Genomic DNA, 20,289 nt, shown 5'->3' on the forward strand with positions numbered 1-20,289 from the left:
CGCGCCGCCTGATGGAGAACAACAAGATGAACACTGACAACAACGGGCTGCGCACGGGCGGGCAGGTGCTGGTCGATGCCTTGCGCATCAATGGCGTGGAACGCGCGTTCTGCGTGCCCGGCGAGAGCTACCTGGCGGTGCTCGATGCCTTGCACGATGCCAGGGACGATATCGAGCTGATCGTGTGCCGCCAGGAGGGCGGCGCCGCCTACATGGCCGAAGCCTACGGCAAGCTCACCGGCAAGCCGGGTATCTGCTTCGTCACCCGCGGGCCGGGGGCGACCAATGCCTCGGTCGGCGTGCACACCGCCTTCCAGGACTCCACGCCGATGATCCTGTTCATCGGCCAGGTGGCCCGCGACCAGGTGGAGCGCGAAGCCTTCCAGGAGATCGACTACCGCCGCATGTTCGGCCAGATGGCCAAGTGGGTGGTGGAGGTCGACGATGCCGCGCGCCTGCCCGAGCTGCTCAGCCAGGCGTTCCACCGCGCCACCAACGGCCGCCCCGGCCCGGTGGTGGTGGCCCTGCCCGAAGACATGCTGACGGATCGGGTGGCAGTGGCCGATGCCGGCCCGGCCCGGCGGATCGAAGCGGCGGCGGCATCTGCCGACCTGCAGCGCCTGCAGGCTCTGCTGGGCGAGGCACAGCGCCCGTTGGTGGTGCTGGGCGGTGGCGGCTGGACCGCCGCGGCGGTGGCCGATGCGCGGCGCTTCATCCAGGCCCAGAACCTGCCTGTAGCGGCCTCGTTCCGCTGCCAGGACCTGTTCGACAACACCTTGCCCCAGTACGCCGGCGACCTGGGCCTTGCCGCCGGCCCCGAGCTGGTGGAGGCGGTGAAAAGCAGTGACCTGCTGCTGGTGATCGGTGCACGCCTGGGCGAGATGAGCACCGGCGGCTATGCCCTGGTGGACATTCCGGTGCCCAGGCAGGCGCTGGTGCACATTCACCCCGGCATCGAGGAACTGGGCCGGGTGTACCAGCCGACCCTGGCGATCAACGCCGGCATGCCGACCATCGCCGCGCAACTGGCGGCGCTGGCGCCGGTCAAGCCGCAGGCATTCGCCGAGTGGGTACAGCGCCTGAACAGCGGCTACCGGGCCAACTTCGAATGCCCGCGTTCGCCCGGCGCGGTGCAAATGAGCGAGGTGATCGCCTGGCTCAACCAGCACCTGGCCGCCGACAGCATCATCACCTGCGGTGCCGGCAACTACACCGGCTGGGTGCACCGTGGCTACCAGCACCAGGCGTTTCGCACCTTGCTGGGGCCCACCAACGGCTCGATGGGCTATGGCGTGCCGGCGGCGATTGCGGCCAAGCTCACCGCGCCGCAGCGCAGCGTGGTGGCGTTCGCCGGTGATGGCTGCTTTCTGATGAACGGCCAGGAGCTGGCCACTGCCGCGCACTATGACGCACGGGTCATCGTGGTGGTGGTGAACAACGGCATGTACGGCACCATCCGCATGCACCAGGAGCGCAGCTACCCGGGGCGGGTGTCGGGTACCGACCTGCACAACCCCGACTTCGCCGCGCTGGCACGGGCCTATGGCCTGCATGCCGAAACGGTGAGCGCCACCGAGCAGTTCGCGGGTGCGTTCGAGCGTTGCGAGGCATCGGGCAAGCCGGCGCTGATCGAGGTGCAGATCGACCCCGAGGCGCTGACCCCGCGCATGACCCTCAGCCAGATCCGCGAAAAGGCCCTGGCGTCGCGTTGACCCTCCAGGCGGGGGCAGGGTCTGCCTCCCGCCGTTTCCTTCATTCCCCTGCGAGCCCATCAGCATGAACCTTGCCGATCCTGATCTGCTGCGTGAACGTTGCTATATCGATGGAACCTGGGTGGGCGCCGACAGCGCCCGCAGCATTGACGTGACCAACCCGGCCACCGGCCAGCGCCTGGGTGGCGTGCCGCGCATGGGCGCCGACGAAACCCGCCGCGCCGTGCTCGCCGCCCAGGCGGCGCTGCCGGCCTGGCGCGCCCTCACCGCCAGGGAACGCGCCAGCCGCTTGCAGGCGTGGTTTCGCGAAATTCTCCTGCACCAGGAAGACCTGGCGCGCATCATGACCGCCGAGCAGGGCAAGCCCCTGGCCGAGGCCCGTGGCGAGATCGCCTTCGCCGCAGCCTATGTGGAGTTCTATGCCGAGGAGGGCAAGCGCCTGTATGGCGACGTGATCCCCTCGCCGCAGGCCGACCGACGCCTGCTGGTGACCAAGGAGCCGATTGGCGTGTGCGCGGCGATCACGCCGTGGAACTTCCCGGCGGCGATGATCACGCGCAAGGCCGCCCCGGCCCTGGCGGCCGGCTGCACGCTGGTGCTCAAGCCCGCCTCGCAGACCCCGTTCAGCGCCCTGGCGCTGTGCGTGCTGGCCGAACGCGCGGGCATACCGCGTGGCGTGCTCAACGTGGTGACCGGCGACTCGGCCGCCATCGGTGGCGAACTGACCGCCAACCCGGTGGTGCGCAAGCTGTCGTTCACCGGCTCCACGCCCATCGGCATCCAGTTGCTGCAGCAAAGCGCGGCCACGGTGAAGAAGGTGACCCTGGAGCTGGGCGGCAACGCGCCCTTCATCGTGTTCGACGACGCGGACCTTGAAGCGGCGGTGGAGGGCGCACTGGTGGCCAAGTTCCGCAACAGCGGGCAGACCTGCGTGTGCGCCAATCGCTTCTACATCCAGGACGGCATCTACGAGCGCTTTGTCGAGCGTTTTGCCCAGCGGGTCGGCGAGCTGGTGGTGGGCGAGGGCAGCCAGGCCGGCACCACCGTCGGCCCGCTGATCGATGCCAAGGCCGTGGCCGGGGTCGAGGCGATGGTGAGCGAAGCACTGGAAGGCGGCGCGCGACTGGTCGCCGGTGGCCGGCGCCACCCCCTTGGCGAGGCGTTCTACCAGCCCACCGTGCTGGCCGAGGTGACACCGGACATGCGCGTGGCCCGCGAGGAAATTTTCGGGCCGGTGGCGCCGCTGTTTCGCTTTCACTGCGAAGAACAGGTCATCGCCCAGGCCAATGCCACCGAGTTCGGCCTGGCCTGCTACCTGTATGCACGGGATGTGGGGCGGATCTGGCGGGTCTCGGAGGCCCTGGAGTACGGCATGGTCGGCGTCAATGTCGGCGTGCTGGCCACCGAGGTCGCACCGTTTGGCGGTGTGAAGTCATCGGGGCTGGGGCGCGAAGGCTCGCGCTACGGGATCGAGGATTACCTCGAGATCAAGTACGTGTGCCTGGGCCTGGGCTGACCCGCCAGGGCAGGGCGACAGCGCCGCTCAGTCGCCGCTGTCGACCAGGCGCTGGTAACGCGACAGGCTTTCTTCCAGGTGCTTGCGCACCGCCGAACGGGCGGCGTTGACGTCGCCCATGCTGATGGCCGAGAGAATCGCGCCGTGTTCGCGGCCGATCTTCTTGATGTGCGCCAGGCGGTTCTTGCCGGTGGACTGGCCGTGCTTGAGGTTGAGGTCGAAGATGATGTCCGGGCCCAGGGCTTCGAGCAGCTGCGGGAAGTGCGGGTTGTTGGTGGCGCGGGCAATCGCCAGGTGGAACTCGAAGTCGGCACGGGCCTCTTCCTCGAGGTTGGAGCCGTCCAGCGCGTTGAAGCGGTCGAAGGCCTCGGTGATCTGCGCCACGCTGGTGGGGCTGCGGCGCTCGGCGGCACGCGCGACCGACTCGGTCTCGATGCCCAGGCGCAGTTCCAGCACGTGGGCGGCGGCGCGCACGTCATCGACTGCGGTACTCAGGGCAAAGCCCAGGCGCTTGACGTCCTGCTCGACCACGAACACGCCTACACCCTGGCGGGCGATCAGCCGACCGCCCAGACGCAACGAGGCCACGGCCTCGCGAATCACAGGGCGGCTGACGCCGAATTCCTTGCACAGCTCCTGTTCGGACGGAAGCTTCTGCCCCGGCCCGTATGTGCCATTGTCGATCCGGTTGGACAGCTCGTGGATCACTGTCTCCGCCAGATTGGCCCTGCGCGTTCCAAACGACGCATTCATAGTTGTGTAGCTCCTGAAACTGATGTGCTCATCACGATGGATTGAATGGTTGAACAGGTTGGCGCATCCGTCAAACGCGATCTGCGTCGATTTCACCCGACCCGCTAAAAACCCGAAGTAGCGGCGAAAATGTAGCCATATGTTATCAAACATCTGACTTGTTATGGTGCAAGCGCCTGATTCTACTGCAATCCCATGCCTCGTTAAGGTGCATGGATCAAGGCGTGCGTGGCTTTTGTCAGCATTTTCATTTTCCTCAAGCATACACCCATTGACAGTTGCCTGCTGACTGTTATCTTACAAGTGCGCCGGCGAGGTTGGCCAGGCGTGTGCAGTTCGTCCAATGATTACTGGGAGCTGAGAATGAATAAGAACAACCGGGGTTTGACCGCCCTTGCTGCACTGATGGCAACACTGATAGGGGCTGGCACGGCGAACGCGGCGGACACCCAGCTGGTACGGATCGGCTTTGCCGGCCCGCTGACCGGGCCCTCTGCGCACCAGGGGCTGGATGTGGAACATGGCGTGAGCATCGCCATCGAAGAGGCCAACCAGCAGCAGTTGAAGCTGGGCGACAAGGTGGCCCAGTTCAAACTGGTGTCCGAGGACGATGTGGCCGACCCGCGTACCGGTACCGCCGTGGCGCAACGCCTGGTGGATTCGAAGGTGGCGGTGGTGATCGGGCATTACAACTCGGGCACCAGCATCCCGGCCTCGAAGATCTACGCCGATGCCGGCATCCCGCAGATCTCGCCGTCGGCGACCAACCCGGCGCTGACCCGCCAGGGCATCAAGACCGTGTTTCGCGTGGTCAACGACGACGCCACCCTCGGCCGCTATGCCGGCAACTACCTGGTCAAGACCCTGCAGGCCCAGCGCATCGCGATCTTCGACGACCGCACCGCCTACGGCCAGGGCCTGGCCGACGAAGTGACCAAGGCGGTCAAGGCCGCCGGTGGCAACGTGGTGGTACGCGAATACACCAACGACAAGTCCACCGACTTCAATGCCATCCTCACCACCGCCAAGTCGCAGAAGGTCGATGCGGTGTTCTTCGCCGCCCTCGACTACCAGGCCGCCCCCATGGCCAAGCAGATGAAGAACCTGGGCCTGAAGGCCAGGTTCATGAACATCGGCAACCTGCCCAACGACGAGTTCAAGAAGATGGCCGGCAGCGCCGCCGAGGGCGTGTACGCCTGGAACTACGGCACCCCGTTGCTGGAGATGCCCAAGGGCGCGGCGTTCGAGCAGAAGCTCAAGGCCAAGTTCGGCACGGGCGTGGTGCAGTCCTCGCCGGCGGCGTACGACGCCACCTGGGCGGCGATCACCGCCATGGTCAAGGCGCAGTCGGCCGACCCTGCCGTGTACCTGCCGGTACTCAAGAGCGAAAGCTACGAGGGCGTCACCGGCACCATCGCATTCGATGAATTCGGCAACCTGAAAAGCCCGGCCGCCACGGTGTTCCAGTTTGCCGACGGCGGCTGGAAAACCCTCTCGGTCGAGCGCGACTGAGCCGTTGCTCTACCTCGAATAACAAGCGGGCCGCCCGGCTCGCAACAATAAGAAGCGTTCATTTCTGACCTGCCAGGCATGCCGCCGCGTCGCTGTTGCCAGCGCACGCGGTGAGCGACAACGCAGTTTTGAGGATTCAGCTCGTGGAAGGCAATTTCGATATCTTGTTGCAGCAGGTCCTCAACGGCCTGGTGCTGGGCAGCATCTATGCCCTGGTAGCCCTGGGCTACACCATGGTCTACGGCATCATCGGCCTGATCAACTTCGCCCACGGCGAGGTGGTGATGGTGGGCGCCATGGTGACCATCTCGGTGCTGAGCATGCTCGCGGGCATGGGCTTTGCGCCCGGCATCCTGACCCTGCTGCTGGCGATCATGGTGGCGGCGGCGGTGTGCATGCTGATGGCCCAGGGCATGGAGAAGTTCGCCTACCGGCCCTTGCGCAAGGCCCCGCGCCTGACCCCGCTGATCCTCGCGATCGGCATCTCGATCGCCTTGCAGAACCTGGCGATGATGATCTGGGGGCGTGGCTACAAGACCTTCCCCGAAGTGGTCGAAACCCGCCCGATCGAGGTGTTCGGCGCCACCGTCACCAACGTGCAGATGAGCATCATGATCATTTCGGTGGTGATCATGCTGGGGCTGTGGCTGCTGGTCGACAAGACCCGCCTGGGCAAGGCCATGCGCGCCACCGCGCAGAACCAGGAAGTGGCCGGGCTGATGGGCATCAACATCAACCGGGTGATTTCCGCGACCTTCCTGATCGGTGCCGGGCTTGGCGCCATCGCCGGGGTGATGCGCGCGGTCAACTACGGCCAGGCCGACGCCTACATGGGCCTGCTGCTGGGGCTCAAGGCCTTCTCGGCGGCGGTGCTGGGCGGCATCGGCAACCTGTTCGGGGCCATGGCCGGCGGGCTGCTGCTGGGCCTGATCGAGTCGCTGGCCGCCGGCTACACCGGCCACCTCACCGGGGGCTTCCTGGGCGCCAACTACCAGGACATCTTCGCGTTCGCCGTGCTCATTCTGGTGCTGCTGTTCCGACCCAACGGCCTGATGGGCGAACGCCAGGCCGACCGGGCCTAGGAGGCAACGCACATGAAAAACCAAACCGCACAGTACCTGCTGCTGATCCTGGCGTTCGTGGCCTTGCCCTTCGTCGTCGACAGCATTCCGTTCCTGGGGCCCACCTGGGTACGCATCCTCGGCTTTGCCATGCTCTACGTGCTGCTGGCACTGGGCCTGAACATCGTGATCGGCTACGCCGGCCTGCTCGACATGGGCTACATCGGCTTCTACGCCATCGGCGCCTACCTGTATGCCTTGCTGGCCTCGCCGCACCTGAACATGGCCGGGCTGGTGGACGGCGTGCTGAACTGGCCGCTGTGGGTGATCATCCCGCTGGCGGCGATTGCCGCAGCCATCTGCGGGGTGCTGATCGGCGCCCCGGTGCTCAAGCTGCGCGGCGACTACCTGGCCATCGTGACCCTGGGCTTTGGCGAGATCATCCGCATCTTCATGAACAACCTCGACCAGCCGGTGAACATCACCAACGGACCGCAGGGCATCAGCAACATCGCACCCTTGCACATCGACGGTGGGGCCTGGTCGCATGCCGCAGGGCAGGCGCCCGAGGCGCTGCTGTCGCTGCAGACCTCATGGAGCCTGTTCGGGCTCAAGGTCACCCCGGTGATCAGCTACTACCTGTTCTTCCTGGTGGTGGTGATCTTCGCCATCGTGCTGTCCAAGCGCCTCGAAGTCTCGCGCATCGGGCGGGCCTGGATGGCCCTGCGCGAGGACGAGGTGGCGGCCGAGGCCATGGGCCTGAACAAGCGCAACCTCAAGCTGCTGGCATTTGCCATGGGCGCGACCTTTGGCGGGGTGTCCGGGGTGCTGTTTTCCAGCTACCAGGGCTTCGTCAGCCCCGAGTCATTCACCCTGATGGAGTCGATCATGGTGCTGGCGATGGTGGTGCTCGGCGGCATGGGCTCGATTCGCGGCGTGGTGCTGGGGGCGTTGATCCTGTCGGTGATGCCCGAGGTGTTCCGCGACCTGGTCAACTGGATACAGCCGTTCGTGATGGACAACGTGACCTTCGTCAGCCGCGAGGTGCTGCGCAACGTGCTGGATGCCTCGACCCTGCGCATGCTGGTGTTCGGCCTGGCGCTGATTCTGGTGATGCGCTACCGGCCCGAGGGCTTGTGGCCGTCCAACCGGCGCCGCGCCGAGCTGCATGACGGCGACCCCGAGCCCACCCCGGCGGCGACCGCGCTGAGCACCACGGTGCCCGCGAGCACGCCGGCCTTCGATCACCCGGCCCAACAGGCGGACAAGGTATGAGCGACGTATTACTGGAGCTGCGTTCGGTCAGCAAGTTCTTTGGCGGCCTGCAGGCCCTGCACGGCATCGACCTGTCGATCCGGCGCGGCGAGATCCGCGGCCTGCTGGGCCCCAACGGCGCGGGCAAGACCACCCTGTTCAACGTGCTTACCGGGCTGTATCGGGCCGAAGAGGGCAAGGTCGAATTCGACGGCAAGCCGCTGAACATCAGCAAGCCGCACAAGGTGGTGGAGGCGGGTATCTCGCGCACCTTCCAGAACATCCGGCTGTTCCACAACATGACCGCGCTGGAAAACGTGATGATCGGTCGCCATGTACGCACCCGCTGCGGGGTGTTCGGGGCCGTGTTCCGCACCCCGGCCTGCGTGCGCGAAGAGCGCGAGATTCGCCAGGCTGCGCGGCACTGGCTGGCCTACGTGGGCATCGCGCACCTGGCCGGGGAGCTGGCCAAGAACCTGTCCTACGGCGACCAGCGGCGTCTGGAAATTGCCCGCTCGCTGGCCACCGAACCCTTGCTGATTGCCCTGGACGAACCGGCGGCCGGCATGAACGCCTCCGAGACCGAAGGCCTGCGCCAGCTGATGTGCAAGATGAAGGCCGACGGCAAGACGGTGCTGCTGATCGAGCATGACGTGAAGCTGGTGATGGGCTTGTGCGATCACGTCACCGTGCTGGAATTCGGCAGGAAGATCGCCGATGGCCTGCCGGCCGATGTGCAAAGGGACCCTCGGGTAATCGAGGCCTATCTGGGTTCGGAGGCGGTGGCCTGAACATGAAGAACATTCTTGAAGTACGCGACCTGCAGGTGGCCTACGGGGCCATCCAGGCGATCAAGGGCATCGACCTGCACATCCGCGAGGGCGAAATGGTCGCGTTGATCGGCGCCAACGGCGCCGGCAAGACCACCACCCTCAAGACCCTGGCCGGCCTGCTCAGCCCGGTGGCCGGGCAGATCACCTTCGATGGCAAGGCGCATGCGGCGATCAAGAGCTACGACCTGATCCGCCAGGGCCTGGCGCTGGTGCCGGAAGGCCGCGGGATCTTCCCCAAGCTGACGGTGTACGAGAACCTGGAGATGGGCGCGTTCTCGCGAACCGACGGCAAGGACGCGATCCAGGCCGATATCGAACGGATGTTCGGCATCTTCCCGCGGCTCAAGGAGCGCGCCTTTCAGCTGGCCGGCACCATGTCGGGCGGCGAGCAACAGATGCTGGCGATTTCCCGGGCATTGATGGGCAGGCCCAAGCTGCTGTTGCTCGACGAGCCGTCGATGGGCCTGGCGCCGATCATCGTGCAGAAGATCTTCGAAACCATCGTCGAGGTGGTCAAGGGCGGCGTGACCCTGCTGCTGGTGGAGCAGAACGCCAGGCTTGCCTTGCAGACCTGCCAGCGCGCCTATGTGATCGATGGCGGGCGCATCGCGCTGGAAGGCCAGGCCAGCGACCTGCTGCACAACGAGCAGGTGCAGAAGGCGTACCTGGGCGAGTAGGCGCCGTTCAGGGGTGCCGGCGCTGCACCAGGGCCGGGCCCTGGTTGCGACTGTTGCCCACGGCGCTGTCCACGGGGTACCACTCGAACACCTGGGCGGGCTCGGCGAGGTCCAGCAGCAGCTGTTCGGCGTATGCCTTGGAGGTGGCGGGGTCCAGCCAGTGGCGTGCGGCGTCTGCGGCCAGCACCACCGGGCGCCGGTCATGCACATCCAGCAGGCCGCCCTGGCTGTCGGCCGTGATGATCACGCAGCCGTCCTGCTCGCCGGGTGGGTCGCCCAGCTGGCCGATGGCCGCACACAGGGCAGGGCGTCCATCGCGGCGGCGGATCAGGTAGGGCTGCTTCTTCGGCCCGCCTTCATCGACCCATTCGAACCAGTTGTCGACCGGCACGATCAGCCGGTGCGGCCAGATGGCGCGAAAGAACGGGCCGTGGGCCACCTTCTCGACGCGGGCATTGATCGGTGCCGGCTTGTCCTGCGCCCAGTGTGGCCGCCAGCCCCAGCGCAGCAGGTCGGCGTGCAGGGTGTCATGCTGCACGCCGAGTACCGCCAGCTGGGTGGTGGGGGCCACGTTGTAGTGCCCAAGCGGCGCATCGCCCACGCGGTTGACCAGTGGGTTGGGCATGCTCAGGGCGTCCACGAACTCGTGGATGCCGTGGTACTGGCTCAGTCGTCCGCACATGTGCACCTCCGCCGGCAGGCCTGTTTGAGCATAGGCCGATTTGGTGGGCGGCGGTGCGTGGCCGGTCGGCCGCTGTCAGCCGGGGGCGAGGGTCACGGCGCTTCCTGGCTCAGCGCCGAGCGCCCGGCACTGTGGAACACCACGTCATCCTGCGGGGTGTGGATGCGGCTGCACAGCACGTTGCGGTAGTGCCGCTCCAGCGGGTTGTGCCGCGAAAGCCCTGGGTTGCCGCTGGCCTCGATGGCCAGCTCCACGGCCTGGATGGCGTTGTGCGTGACCAGTTGCTTGAGCTGCCCGGCGTGCTGCGCGGTGACCTGGCCGCTGGCCGCGGAGTCGAGCAGGTTGCGGTTGGCGAACAGCAGGGTATCGATGCGCCCGACCCGCTCCTGAAAGCGCGGCAGGCTGGCCAGCGGCTGGCCGAGGTTGGACGGCACCCGCTCGCGCAGGAAGCTCACCAGCCAGTCGCGTGCGGCCTGGGCCACGCCGTCGTAGAGGCTGGCCAGCAGCACCGCCATCCACAGCTGAGCTTCGCCATCGAGCTCGGCGCGCGGTGCGCTGGCCGGGCTGACGGCCACGGCATGCTCCAGCGGCAGCAGCACATCGTCGAACTCGACGCGGTGGCTGCAGGTGGCACGCATGCCCAGGTGATCCCACTCATCGACGATGCGGATGCCGGGGCTGTCCTTGTGCACCAGAAAGCCACCCACCAGCGGGTCGGCATCGTCGCTGCGCGCCCACACCAGGTACCAGCTCAGGCCGTGGCTGCCGGTGGAGTAGAGCTTGGTGCCGGACAGGCGCCAGCCTTCGGCGGTACGCCGCGCGAGGGTCGCGGGCAGGCCGCCACGGGCCGGGGTGCCCAGCTCGGGTTCGACCCTGAAGGCATTGATCAGCGCGCCGTGCTCCACCGCTTCGCGGGCCAGGCGCTGGCGCAGCGACAGCGGCCAGCGCTGGTCGTCCTGCAGGCGCACGTGCTGCAGGTACTGCATGACCAGAATCAGTGCGGTGGAGGGCTCGCCCTTGGCCACGGCGGCCACCACCTTGCGCGCGGTGGCGAGGTCGGCACCGGCACCCCCCAGCTCGCGCGGCACGGTGAGCGCGAGCAGGCCATGGCGTTGCAGCAGGGCAAAGTTGGCGGCGGGGAAGGCACCGCTGCGGTCCACCTCGGCGGCGCTGGCGGCCAGCTCGCGGGTCAGGGTAAACAGCAGTGGGTCCAGGTCGGCCAGGGCAGGGGCCGACTCGATCGAACGGTACGGCGCGGCAATAGAAGACAGGCTCATCAGGCACTCATCGCAGAAAATCCAGGGAGCACCCGGGGGTGCCGTCGTCCCGCCCTGAGTTGTGTGTGCAGATCGGCGGGCTTATGACCGTATGCGTTAAATTTTCTGATGTAAAATTCTTTATGGTTATAAGCTAATGGCGATAATTAAACGCTATTTGCATATTAGGATATTCATAAAATGCACTTCACTGATTTATGGCGAGCCGGTAGAGTCGCTCTACAATCGCCTTCAGGAGTGCACTGCATGCCACCCATTTCACGACTTCTCGCCCTCGCTGGCGCCTTGCTGCTGGCCGGGCAGGTGCTGGCCGAACCGCGTATCGAACTGCGCATCGGCGACCAGAAGGGCAACATGCGTGCCCAGCTGGAGGCCGCCGACGGGCTGCGCGACCTGCCGTATGACATCAAGTGGGCGGAGTTTCCGGCTGCCGCGCCGCTGGCCGAGGCGCTCAATGCCGGCGCGGTGGACGCCGGCATCATCGGTGATGCGCCGCTGCTGTTCGCCCTGGCGTCCGGCGCGCAGGTCAAGGCGATTGCCGTGGACAAGTCCGACGCCTATGGCACAGCGGTGCTGGTGGACCCCGGGTCGGCGCTGCACGCGGCGGCCGACCTCAAGGGCAAGCGCATCGCCACCGGGCGCGGCTCGATTGGCCATTACGTGGCGCTCAAGGCGCTGGCCAGCGCGGGGCTGAGCGAGAAGGACGTCGAGTTCCGCTTCCTTGGCCCGGTGGATGCCAGGATGGCCCTGGCCAACGGTTCGGTGGATGCCTGGGCGACGTGGGAGCCCTACACCGCGCTGGCCGAAACCACCGGCCAGGGCCGGGTGCTGGTCAATGGTCGCGGCTTGTCCAGTGGCAACAGCTTTCTGGCGGCGACCGACAAGGCGTTGGCCGACCCGGCCCGGCGCGCGGCCCTGCAGGACTACCTGGCGCGCCTGGCCAAGGCCCAGGTGTGGGCCAACCAGAACCTGGACAGCTACTCCAAGACCCTGGCGCAGATCATCGGCTTCCCGCAGGACGCGGCCCGGCTGCAGTTCGAGCGTCGCCAGTTGCGCTGGCAGGTCGTGGACGCCGGCACCATCGCCGAACAGCAGGAAACCGCCGACTTCTACCAGGCCCACGGCCTGATTGCCCAACGTCTGGACGTGGCGCCGACCTTTGCCGGCGGCTTCGTGCTGCCCGCCAGCGACGCCGTGACCCAGGCCCACTGACAGGAGCTGACCCCATGCAACCGTTCAAACGTCTGCGACAACTGGCCATCGGCGCGCTGCTTGGCGCCAGCCTGATCGGTAGCGCCAGCGCGGGGCAAACCCTGCGCATCGGTTACCAGAAATCCTCGACGCTGCTGATTCTGCTCAAGGCCCAGGGTACGTTGGAGCAGCAGCTGGCGCAGCAGGGCATACAGGTCAGCTGGCATGAGTTCGCCAGCGGCCTGCCGCTGCTGGAGGCCCTGAACCTGGGCAATGTCGATGTGTCGGCGGATGTGGCCGACACCGTGCCGGTGTTCGCCCAGGCGGCGGGGGCGCGGCTGACCTATTTTGCCCGCGAGACGCCATCGCCACTGGCCCAGGCCATTCTGGTGCCGGCGGATTCGCCGCTGCACAGCCTGGCGGATCTCAAGGGCAAGAAGGTGGCGGTGACCAAGGCCGCGGGGAGCCATTACCTGTTGATACAGGCCCTGGCCAGGGCCGGGTTGACCTTCAGCGATATCCAGCCGGCCTACCTGATCCCGGCCGATGGCCGTGCGGCGTTCGAGAACCGCAAGGTCGATGCCTGGGTCACCTGGGACCCGTTCGTGGCCAGCGCCCAGCGCCAGCAACATGCGCGGGTGCTGAGCGACGGGCAGGGGCTGGCCAGTTACCAGCGTTACTACCTGGCGGGCAGCGATTACGCCAAGGCGCATCCGCAGGTGCTTGAGACCGTGTTCGGTGCGTTGCAGAAGGCGGGGTAGTGGACCAAGGCCAACCCCACGCAGGCGGCGCAGGTGCTGGGGCCGTTGTGGGGCAACCTGGATGTGGCCACGGTGGAGCAGGCCAATGCGCGGCGCAGTTACGACGTGCAGTTGGTGAAGCCGGAGCATCTGGCCGAACAGCAGCAGATTGCCGATGTGTTCTTTGCCCAGGGCCTGTTGCCGCGCAAGGTGGATGCGGCGGCGGTGTCGTTGTTCGAGCCGGTGGCAGGGCGCTGATTGCGGCTCGGCGGGTGGGGGCTGCCTGATCCACGGTGGGTTCAGGTTGTACGAGCGCTTCGCGCTCGATTCGCCGGCAAGGCCGGCGCCTACTGTGCTTGTGCCCGCTCCTGCGTATGCAGCCTGTCGGCCAGGAGCAGACCATACGGTCTGCTCAGGAGGTTCAGATCACCCGGAACCCATGGGTGCCATCACGCCCCAGCTGCGCCACCAACCCGAACTCCCAATCCAGGTACCCCTGCATCGCCTCACGCGGGTTGTCGGTGCCTTCATACGGCCGGCGGTAACGGTCGCTGCGCGGCACCGCCAGGTGCGTCTCGCCCGACTCCAGCGGCCGCCCCTCGGCAATCCAGCGGCCCGTACCACCCTCCAGCACGAACACCGGCACTCGGGTCAGGCGTTGCAGGTCCTGCGCCGCGAACCGCGCCAGCAAGCTGCTGCCGCAGGTCAGCACGTAACGTCCCGCCACCGGCAAGCGCTCCAGTGCCTGCTCCAGCTGTGCCCTGATCGCCCAGTGCGCACCCGGTATGTGCCGCTGCACGTAATTGGCACTGGTGGTGAAGTCGAGCAGCACCGTGTCGGCGTCGGCCTGCCACTGCACCAACTGCTCGGGGTCGATGGTCGAAGGCTGCGGCAACGCCGGCAACGGCGGCTGCCAATCACCCGTTTCGCTGAAGTCGCCTGCGCCCAAGCCATCGAGCACCGCCACCTCCCAACCCATCTGCGCCAACCACGACGCACTCATGTTGGCACGCACGCCATCGTCATCGATCAGCACGATGCGCGCCCCGCGCACACTGGCCACATGGTCGGTTTCCTGCACCAGCTGACCACCCGGCGTCGAGCGGCTGCCTGGCAGGTGGCCCCGGGCAAATTCCTCGGGGGTGCGCACATCGAACACATAAGTACTGCGATCGGCCTGGGCGCGCCACGCCGCCAGCGTCTGGCTGTTCGCACGCACGACGCCGGCCTTGTCGGCCACGGCCCGGGCCTGTTCGGCGGCGCGCTGCCGGTTGGCCGGGCTCACGTCGCCAAAGCGCCGCGATTGGCCATGGGCCAGGGTCTGCCCCGCCAATGTCCAGCCAATGGTGCCGTTGCGCAAAGCCGATACCGGGTTGGGAATGCCGGCGTTGACCAGCGACTGGGTGCCGATGATGCTGCGGGTGCGCCCGGCGCAATTGACGATCACGCGGGTGGCCGGGTTCGGTGCCAGCTCGGCCACCCGCAGCACCAGTTCGGCACCCGGCACGCTGATGCCGCCCGGAATGCTCATGGTCTGGTATTCGTCGAAGCGACGCGCATCCAGCACCACCACGTCGGCCTTTTCGTTCAGCAGTGCGTGCACTTCTTCGGCCGCCAGCGAAGGGGTGTGGCGCTGGCTTTCCACCAGTTCGCCAAACGCCTTGCTCGGTACGTTCACATCCTGGAACAGCTCGCCGCCGGCCTCGCGCCAGCCGGCCAGGCCGCCTTCGAGCAGGGCCACGTCGCTGTAGCCAAGTTGACCCAGGCGCTGGAGCGCAATCTGCGCCAGGCCCTCGCCATCGTCATACACGGTGATCGGTGTATCGCGCCGCGGCACTCGCGCGTAGATTTCGATTTCAAGCCTGGACAGCGGGATGTTGGCCGCGAACAGCGGATGTTCCACGGCGAAGGGCGCTTCTTCGCGCACATCGATCAGGGCCAGTTCATGCCTGGCCAGCAAGTGCTGGCGCAGGTGGGCGTAGGTGCGGGTGGTCGGGGTGCTCATGGCGCAAGGTTCTCTTTTGACAGGTCCCACAGATTGGGCAGTTGGGTGTTGGAATAACCGGAAATGAAGGGTTTCTCGCTGCCGTCGGCCAGGTACACGGCACGCCTGACCGCGCCGATGTTGGCGCCGTACACGTGGATGCTGATCGACACCTGGTCGTCGAAGGCATTGCTGACCTGATGGATGTCGCCGATGCGCGGCGACACCGCCTCGACCTGGCCGCGCTCGAGGCGCACCGGGCTGCCGGACGGCAGCAGCGCGCCGTGCTCGCTGCGGGCAAAACCCTGGGCGTACTCGGCGCCGCGCAGCATGCCGATCAGGCCCCATACCCGGTGGTCGTGGACCGGCGTGGTCTGCCCCGGCCCCCACACGAAGCTGACGATGGAGAAGCGCTGGCGCGAATCGCAGTGCAGCAGGTACTGCTGATAGCGTTCGGGGCTGGGCTGGGCCAGCTCTGGCGGCAGCCAGTCGTCATGGGCCACCAGTTGCTGCAACAGGCGCTGGCCATCATCGAGAAGGGCCGCTTCATCGGTTTCTCGGTCGAGCAGGCTGGCCAGTTCGTCGATGAACTGACGCAAGCGGTCCAGGCGAAGGGGGTCGGTCATGGTCGGGGCTCTGGCTACGGTTTCGAATCACCCTAGCAACCGCCTGATGATTCTCAAAATTCAAATTGAGCATAAGCTAATATGCGTAAAGTGAATTTTAAAGCTGTTTCGATATAAATCATTTTTTATATTAGGTTATGCCTAAAATGAATTTCACAAGGGGTGGCGGGCTCGGTAGCTTATAAGCGTTCGTTTTGAAGAAAGAACCTTCTATAACCAATAAGCTTTCTTCGCCCTCTTCAAGGAGCCCCCCATGAGCGTTCAATTCATCGGCATGATCGGCCACCGCCTGTCTTCGGAGACCCTCGATCCGACTGGCCCGATCTTCGACAAGGCGTACATCACCCGTTTTGCCCAGGTGCACGAGCAGGCAGGCTTCGACCGGATTCTGGTGGGGTACTGGTCGGATCAGCCCGACGGCTTTCTGGTCACGGCCCTGGCCGGGCTGGCGGCGCCGCGTATCGGCTTTCTGCTGGCGCATCGCCCCGGCTTCGTGGCGCCGACCCTGGCCGCTCGCAAGCTGGCAACCCTCGATCACCTGCTCGACGGACGCCTGGCGCTGCACGTGATCAGTGGCGGCAATGACGGCGAGCAACGCAAGGACGGCGACTACCTCGACCACGACCAACGCTATGCGCGCAGCGACGAGTTTCTGGAGGTGGTGCGCAAGGTCTGGACCGAAGACACCCCCTTCGATCATCACGGCACCTTCTACCAGGCGCAGAACGCCTTCTCCGCCATCAAGCCTGTGCAAAAGCCGCACGTGCCGGTGTTCTTCGGTGGTTCTTCGGCGGCGGCCCTGGAAGTGGCCGGCAAGCATGCCGATGTGTTCGCGCTGTGGGGCGAGTCGCTGGAGCAGACCCGCGAAACCATTCAGGCAGTACGTGCCCAGGCGGCCTTGCACGGGCGCCAGGTGCAGTTCAGCGTGTCGTTCCGGCCGATCATCGCCGATACCGAAGCTGCGGCCTGGGCCAAGGCCGATGCCATTCTCGATACCGCTCGCCAGCGCCTGGAGCGCGCCGGCCCGGTGGTGGCCAACAAGCCGCAGAGCGTCGGTGCGCAGCGCCTGCTGGACACCGTGGCGCAAGGCGAGCGCGTGGATGAGCGCCTGTGGACCGGTATGGCTGCACTGGTTGGCGGTGGGCACAACTCCACCGCGCTGGTGGGAACCCCCGAGCAGGTGGCCGATGCCTTGCTGGCGTACTACGACCTGGGCGTGACCACCTTTCTGATTCGCGGGTTCGACCCGATCAACGACGCCGCCGACTACGGCCGCGAGCTGATCCCGCTGACCCACGCCAAGGTCGCGGCGCGCCAGGCACAACGCAGCGCCTGAACGGCGCAGCAACCCCAACCCCACCCCGAGACCGCACGCGCGGATCGCCTTGCCTTGTGCCGTACCGGCACCTGGAGACCTGCGTGCGAGATGCTCTGCAACGGGCCGCCACTGCGCGCCCGCATTCCCTGACCCTGAACCTCGATGCCCGCGAAGTGCTGGCCGGCTGCCTGTTCCTGGGCTTCGGCCTGACCGGGCTGCTGGTGGGCAGCGCCTATGCCAGCGGCACGGCGATGCGCATGGGCGCAGGCTACTTTCCCTGGCTGGTGAGCCTGGCCCTGTGCGGGCTGGGCGTGGCCTTGCTGGTGCGCGGCCTGTGGCTGGGCCGCGAGAAGGTCACGCTGGACGGGTTGTTCATCGTCCGCCCGGCGCTGGCCATCAGTGCCAGCGTGGTGGCGTTCGCGCTGCTGCTGCCCAGCCTTGGCCTGGCGCTGGCGACCCTGTGCATGACGCTGCTCAGCGGCCTGGGCCGGCACAAGGCGCACCTGGGCGAACTGCTGGCGGTGGGCAGCGCGCTGGGGCTGTTCAGCGTGCTGGTGTTCGGCTACGGGCTGGGCCTGAACCTGCCGGCCTGGCCTGTCTGAGGAGTGACCCATGGAGCTGTTGGCACACCTGGGTATCGGCCTTGAAGCCGCCTTCACCCTGAACAACCTGCTGTACTGCCTGATCGGTGTGACCCTGGGCACGCTGGTGGGGGTGCTGCCCGGCCTGGGGCCGGTGGCCACCATCGCCATGCTGCTGCCGATCACCTACGGCCTGAGCCCGGCCGCGGCATTGATCATGCTGTCGGGCATCTATTACGGCGCCCAGTACGGCGGCTCGACCACGGCGATCCTGGTCAACCTGCCGGGCGAGTCGTCCTCGGTGGTGACCTGCCTGGACGGCCATGCCATGGCACGCAAGGGCCGGGCCGGGGCGGCCCTGGCCATTGCCGCGATCGGTTCGTTCATCGCCGGCAGCCTGTCGATCCTGCTGCTGGCCGCTGCTGCCGCACCGCTGGCCGAGGTGGCGCTGAAGTTCGGCCCGGCCGAGTACTTCTCGCTGATGCTGCTGGGCCTGGTGGCCGCCGTGGTGCTGGCCCAGGGCGACGTGCTCAAGGCCGTGGCCATGACCCTGCTGGGCCTGCTGCTGGGCCTGGTGGGCACCGACGTGAATTCCGGGGTGGAGCGCTTTACCTTCGGCCTGCCCCAGTTGAGCGACGGCATCAGTTTCGTGGTGATCTCGATGGGCATCTTCGGCATCGCCGAAATCATCGCCAACCTGGAGCGCAGCCGCGGCCAGCCGCCCCAGGTGGCGCGGGTGGGCAGCCTGATGCCGACCCGCGAAGACTACCGGCGCAGCTGGAAGCCGATGCTGCGCGGCACCGGCCTGGGCGCGGTGCTGGGCGTGCTGCCGGGGGGCGGGGCGATGCTGGGCGCGTTTGCCTCGTACATGGTCGAAAAGCGTATCGCCAGGCACCCCGAGCGCTTCGGCCAGGGCGCCATCGAGGGCGTGGCCGGGCCGGAGTCTGCCAACAACGCCGGGGCGCAGACCTCGTTCATCCCGATGCTGGTGCTGGGCCTGCCTTCCAACGCGGTGATGGCGCTGATGGCCGGGGCCATGATGATCCACGGCATCGTGCCGGGCCCGCAGGTGATCGACGAGCGCCCCGAGCTGTTCTGGGGGCTGATCGTGAGCATGTGGATCGGCAACCTGTTGCTGCTGGTGCTCAACCTGCCGCTGGTGGGGATCTGGGTGCGGCTGCTGTCGGTGCCGTACCGCCTGCTGTACCCGTCGATCCTGCTGTTCTGCTGCATTGGTGTGTACAGCGTCAACAACAGCCTGTTCGACGTGCTGCTCACGGTGGCGTTCGGGTTGCTGGGCTACCTGTTCATCAAGCTGCGCTGCGAGCCGGCGCCACTGCTTCTGGGCTATCTGCTCGGCCCGTTGATGGAGGAGAACCTGCGCCGGGCGATGCTGCTGTCGCGGGGCGACCCCACGGTGTTCGTCACCCGGCCATTGAGCCTGACCCTGTTGATTCTGTGCGTGCTGGCGGTGGGGCTGATGCTCATCCCGCGGGTGCGCGCCACGCGCCATGTGGCCTTCAGTGAAGACTGAGGGCTGCTTCAACCCTGACTGTTCCAGGACCTTTGCATGAAAATCATCCTACCGCTCAAGTTTGCCCTGGCCGCACTGGCCCTGGGCGTTGCCGCACTGGCCCAGGCCGATGCCTACCCGAGCCGCGCCGTGACCCTGGTGGTGCCGTTCCCGCCGGGCGGCGCTGCCGATACCGTGGGGCGCTACTACGCCGAGCAGTTGTCGGCCTCGCTGGGCCAGCCGGTGGTGGTCGACAACAAGCCCGGTGCTGGCACCGCAATCGCCGCCGAGGCCGTGGCCAAGGCCAAACCCGATGGCTACACGCTGTCGCTGGCCACCGCCGGGCAGCTGACCATACTGCCCAACCTGCAGAAGGGCCTGCGCTACGACCCGCTGCAGGACTTCACGCCCGTGGCGGTGCTGGCCTCGGTGCCCAACGTGGTGGCCGTACCGGCTGCCAGCAAGGTCGACACGCTGCAGGCGCTGATCGACCAGGCCAAGGCGCGCCCTGGCGCGTTGAGCTATTCGTCGTGCGGCAACGGCACCCTGTGCCACCTGTCCGGGGAGTTGCTGAAGAACCTGGCGGGCATCGACCTGCTGCACGTGCCGTACAAGGGCAGTGCGCCGGCGGTCACGGCGGTGCTGGGCGGCGAGGTGGATGTGGCGGTGGATACCCTCACCGTGCTGGCCCCGCAGATCCAGGCCGGCAAGCTCAAGGGGCTGGTGCTCAGCAGCGCGCAGCGCTCGCCGTTGCTGCCAGGGGTGCCGAGTGCCAGCGAGGCAGGCCTGCCAGGGTTCGAGGCATCGGGCTGGTTCGGCCTGGTGCTGCCCAAGGGCGCTTCGCCGCAGCTGGTCGAGCAACTGAGCGCGGCGATTGCCGCGATTGCCCAGGCGCCGCAGACCGCCGAGCGGTTCGCGCAGAACGGGATCAGCGTCGAGCACAGTACCCCGGCGGGGTTTGCCAAGCTGATCGCCGATGACGGCGCACGGTGGGGCGAGGTGATCCGGGCGGGCAACATCACGCTGGAGTGAGGCCCGCTGCCTTGGCTGATGCGGGGC

At 66.8% G+C, this 20,289-nt stretch carries 17 protein-coding genes and 1 pseudogene; 13 read left to right on the forward strand and 5 right to left on the reverse strand.

What is annotated here, in order from left to right:
- Window positions 1-26 precede the first annotated feature (26 nt).
- Together N0B28_RS11005 and N0B28_RS11010 are read left to right on the forward strand one after the other, a co-directional pair.
- Window positions 27-1,712 (forward strand): thiamine pyrophosphate-binding protein, encoded by a 1,686-nt coding sequence (locus N0B28_RS11005; RefSeq protein WP_102063820.1) that lies wholly within the window; start codon window positions 27-29, stop codon window positions 1,710-1,712.
- Window positions 1,713-1,776: 64 nt separating this feature from the next.
- Window positions 1,777-3,228 (forward strand): NAD-dependent succinate-semialdehyde dehydrogenase, encoded by a 1,452-nt coding sequence (locus N0B28_RS11010; RefSeq protein WP_275731796.1) that lies wholly within the window; start codon window positions 1,777-1,779, stop codon window positions 3,226-3,228.
- Window positions 3,229-3,255: 27 nt separating this feature from the next.
- On the opposite strand, the gene N0B28_RS11015 is transcribed toward N0B28_RS11010, so the two are convergent.
- On the reverse strand, window positions 3,256-3,981 hold the full coding sequence (locus tag N0B28_RS11015) for a FadR/GntR family transcriptional regulator (RefSeq protein WP_043864047.1): 726 nt from the start codon (window positions 3,979-3,981) through the stop codon (window positions 3,256-3,258).
- Window positions 3,982-4,344: 363 nt separating this feature from the next.
- Here N0B28_RS11015 and N0B28_RS11020 point away from each other — a divergent pair, with 363 nt between their 5' ends.
- The 5 genes from N0B28_RS11020 (at window position 4,345) to N0B28_RS11040 (ending at window position 9,318) form a co-directional block, all read left to right on the forward strand.
- Window positions 4,345-5,493, forward strand: coding sequence for a branched-chain amino acid ABC transporter substrate-binding protein (locus N0B28_RS11020; RefSeq protein WP_052504315.1), 1,149 nt, complete (start codon window positions 4,345-4,347; stop codon window positions 5,491-5,493).
- Window positions 5,494-5,636: 143 nt separating this feature from the next.
- The gene (locus N0B28_RS11025; RefSeq protein ID WP_043864046.1) at window positions 5,637-6,575 is read left to right on the forward strand and encodes a branched-chain amino acid ABC transporter permease; all 939 of its coding nucleotides are present in this window, start codon (window positions 5,637-5,639) and stop codon (window positions 6,573-6,575) included.
- 12 nt (window positions 6,576-6,587) lie between these two features.
- A complete protein-coding gene (locus N0B28_RS11030) occupies window positions 6,588-7,829 on the forward strand; it encodes an ABC transporter ATP-binding protein (RefSeq protein ID WP_043864045.1) in 1,242 nt (413 codons plus the stop codon).
- On the forward strand, window positions 7,826-8,599 hold the full coding sequence (locus tag N0B28_RS11035; RefSeq protein WP_043864044.1) for an ABC transporter ATP-binding protein: 774 nt from the start codon (window positions 7,826-7,828) through the stop codon (window positions 8,597-8,599). Before N0B28_RS11030 ends, N0B28_RS11035 begins: the two co-directional genes overlap by 4 nt.
- Window positions 8,600-8,601: 2 nt before the next feature.
- Window positions 8,602-9,318, forward strand: a complete 717-nt coding sequence (locus N0B28_RS11040) for an ABC transporter ATP-binding protein (RefSeq protein WP_043864043.1) — start codon at window positions 8,602-8,604, stop codon at window positions 9,316-9,318.
- Between the two features lie 7 nt (window positions 9,319-9,325).
- On the opposite strand, the gene N0B28_RS11045 is transcribed toward N0B28_RS11040, so the two are convergent.
- Both N0B28_RS11045 and N0B28_RS11050 read right to left on the reverse strand, forming a co-directional pair.
- On the reverse strand, window positions 9,326-10,000 hold the full coding sequence (locus N0B28_RS11045) for an SOS response-associated peptidase family protein (RefSeq protein ID WP_078481144.1): 675 nt from the start codon (window positions 9,998-10,000) through the stop codon (window positions 9,326-9,328).
- A gap of 92 nt (window positions 10,001-10,092) precedes the next feature.
- A complete protein-coding gene (locus N0B28_RS11050) occupies window positions 10,093-11,277 on the reverse strand; it encodes an acyl-CoA dehydrogenase family protein (RefSeq protein ID WP_100632636.1) in 1,185 nt (394 codons plus the stop codon).
- Window positions 11,278-11,532: 255 nt separating this feature from the next.
- Between N0B28_RS11050 and N0B28_RS11055 the strand changes: the two genes are divergently transcribed.
- Both N0B28_RS11055 and N0B28_RS11060 read left to right on the forward strand, forming a co-directional pair.
- Window positions 11,533-12,489 carry an ABC transporter substrate-binding protein gene (locus N0B28_RS11055; protein WP_275732047.1) on the forward strand — a complete coding sequence of 319 codons (957 nt, stop codon included), beginning with the start codon at window positions 11,533-11,535 and terminating at the stop codon, window positions 12,487-12,489.
- A 14-nt stretch (window positions 12,490-12,503) separates the two neighbouring features.
- Window positions 12,504-13,466: pseudogene (locus tag N0B28_RS11060) on the forward strand (aliphatic sulfonate ABC transporter substrate-binding protein).
- 163 nt (window positions 13,467-13,629) lie between these two features.
- Here the strand turns inward: N0B28_RS11060 and N0B28_RS11065 are convergent.
- Window positions 13,630-15,213: a rhodanese-related sulfurtransferase gene (locus N0B28_RS11065; RefSeq protein ID WP_275731798.1), complete on the reverse strand. Its 1,584-nt coding sequence runs from the start codon at window positions 15,211-15,213 to the stop codon at window positions 13,630-13,632.
- Window positions 15,210-15,818, reverse strand: a complete 609-nt coding sequence (locus tag N0B28_RS11070; RefSeq protein ID WP_088514431.1) for a cysteine dioxygenase — start codon at window positions 15,816-15,818, stop codon at window positions 15,210-15,212. Before N0B28_RS11070 ends, N0B28_RS11065 begins: the two co-directional genes overlap by 4 nt.
- 253 nt (window positions 15,819-16,071) lie before the next feature.
- On the opposite strand from N0B28_RS11070, the gene N0B28_RS11075 reads away from it, so the two are divergent.
- From N0B28_RS11075 to N0B28_RS11090, 4 genes are all read left to right on the forward strand, one after another.
- A complete protein-coding gene (locus N0B28_RS11075; protein WP_275731800.1) occupies window positions 16,072-17,154 on the forward strand; it encodes an LLM class flavin-dependent oxidoreductase in 1,083 nt (360 codons plus the stop codon).
- Window positions 17,155-17,237: 83 nt separating this feature from the next.
- Window positions 17,238-17,738 carry a tripartite tricarboxylate transporter TctB family protein gene (locus N0B28_RS11080; protein WP_235384379.1) on the forward strand — a complete coding sequence of 167 codons (501 nt, stop codon included), beginning with the start codon at window positions 17,238-17,240 and terminating at the stop codon, window positions 17,736-17,738.
- Window positions 17,739-17,748: 10 nt separating this feature from the next.
- On the forward strand, window positions 17,749-19,251 hold the full coding sequence (locus N0B28_RS11085; protein WP_043864035.1) for a tripartite tricarboxylate transporter permease: 1,503 nt from the start codon (window positions 17,749-17,751) through the stop codon (window positions 19,249-19,251).
- Between the two features lie 36 nt (window positions 19,252-19,287).
- Window positions 19,288-20,262 carry a tripartite tricarboxylate transporter substrate binding protein gene (locus N0B28_RS11090; protein WP_054914351.1) on the forward strand — a complete coding sequence of 325 codons (975 nt, stop codon included), beginning with the start codon at window positions 19,288-19,290 and terminating at the stop codon, window positions 20,260-20,262.
- The last annotated feature ends 27 nt before the right edge of the window (window positions 20,263-20,289 follow it).

The organism is Pseudomonas sp. SD17-1, assembly GCF_029201585.1.
GTDB lineage: Bacteria > Pseudomonadota > Gammaproteobacteria > Pseudomonadales > Pseudomonadaceae > Aquipseudomonas > Aquipseudomonas palmensis.

What these genes read in the sequence shown, in the direction of transcription:
- N0B28_RS11005 (WP_102063820.1), top strand. Translation starts at nt 27, where the DNA reads ATGAACACTGACAACAACGGGCTGCGCACGGGCGGGCAGGTGCTGGTC.
- N0B28_RS11010 (WP_275731796.1), top strand. Translation starts at nt 1,777, where the DNA reads ATGAACCTTGCCGATCCTGATCTGCTGCGTGAACGTTGCTATATCGAT.
- N0B28_RS11015 (WP_043864047.1), bottom strand. Translation starts at nt 3,981, where the DNA reads ATGAATGCGTCGTTTGGAACGCGCAGGGCCAATCTGGCGGAGACAGTG.
- N0B28_RS11020 (WP_052504315.1), top strand. Translation starts at nt 4,345, where the DNA reads ATGAATAAGAACAACCGGGGTTTGACCGCCCTTGCTGCACTGATGGCA.
- N0B28_RS11030 (WP_043864045.1), top strand. Translation starts at nt 6,588, where the DNA reads ATGAAAAACCAAACCGCACAGTACCTGCTGCTGATCCTGGCGTTCGTG.
- N0B28_RS11035 (WP_043864044.1), top strand. Translation starts at nt 7,826, where the DNA reads ATGAGCGACGTATTACTGGAGCTGCGTTCGGTCAGCAAGTTCTTTGGC.
- N0B28_RS11040 (WP_043864043.1), top strand. Translation starts at nt 8,602, where the DNA reads ATGAAGAACATTCTTGAAGTACGCGACCTGCAGGTGGCCTACGGGGCC.
- N0B28_RS11045 (WP_078481144.1), bottom strand. Translation starts at nt 10,000, where the DNA reads ATGTGCGGACGACTGAGCCAGTACCACGGCATCCACGAGTTCGTGGAC.
- N0B28_RS11050 (WP_100632636.1), bottom strand. Translation starts at nt 11,277, where the DNA reads ATGAGCCTGTCTTCTATTGCCGCGCCGTACCGTTCGATCGAGTCGGCC.
- N0B28_RS11065 (WP_275731798.1), bottom strand. Translation starts at nt 15,213, where the DNA reads ATGAGCACCCCGACCACCCGCACCTACGCCCACCTGCGCCAGCACTTG.
- N0B28_RS11070 (WP_088514431.1), bottom strand. Translation starts at nt 15,818, where the DNA reads ATGACCGACCCCCTTCGCCTGGACCGCTTGCGTCAGTTCATCGACGAA.
- N0B28_RS11075 (WP_275731800.1), top strand. Translation starts at nt 16,072, where the DNA reads ATGAGCGTTCAATTCATCGGCATGATCGGCCACCGCCTGTCTTCGGAG.
- N0B28_RS11085 (WP_043864035.1), top strand. Translation starts at nt 17,749, where the DNA reads ATGGAGCTGTTGGCACACCTGGGTATCGGCCTTGAAGCCGCCTTCACC.
- N0B28_RS11090 (WP_054914351.1), top strand. Translation starts at nt 19,288, where the DNA reads ATGAAAATCATCCTACCGCTCAAGTTTGCCCTGGCCGCACTGGCCCTG.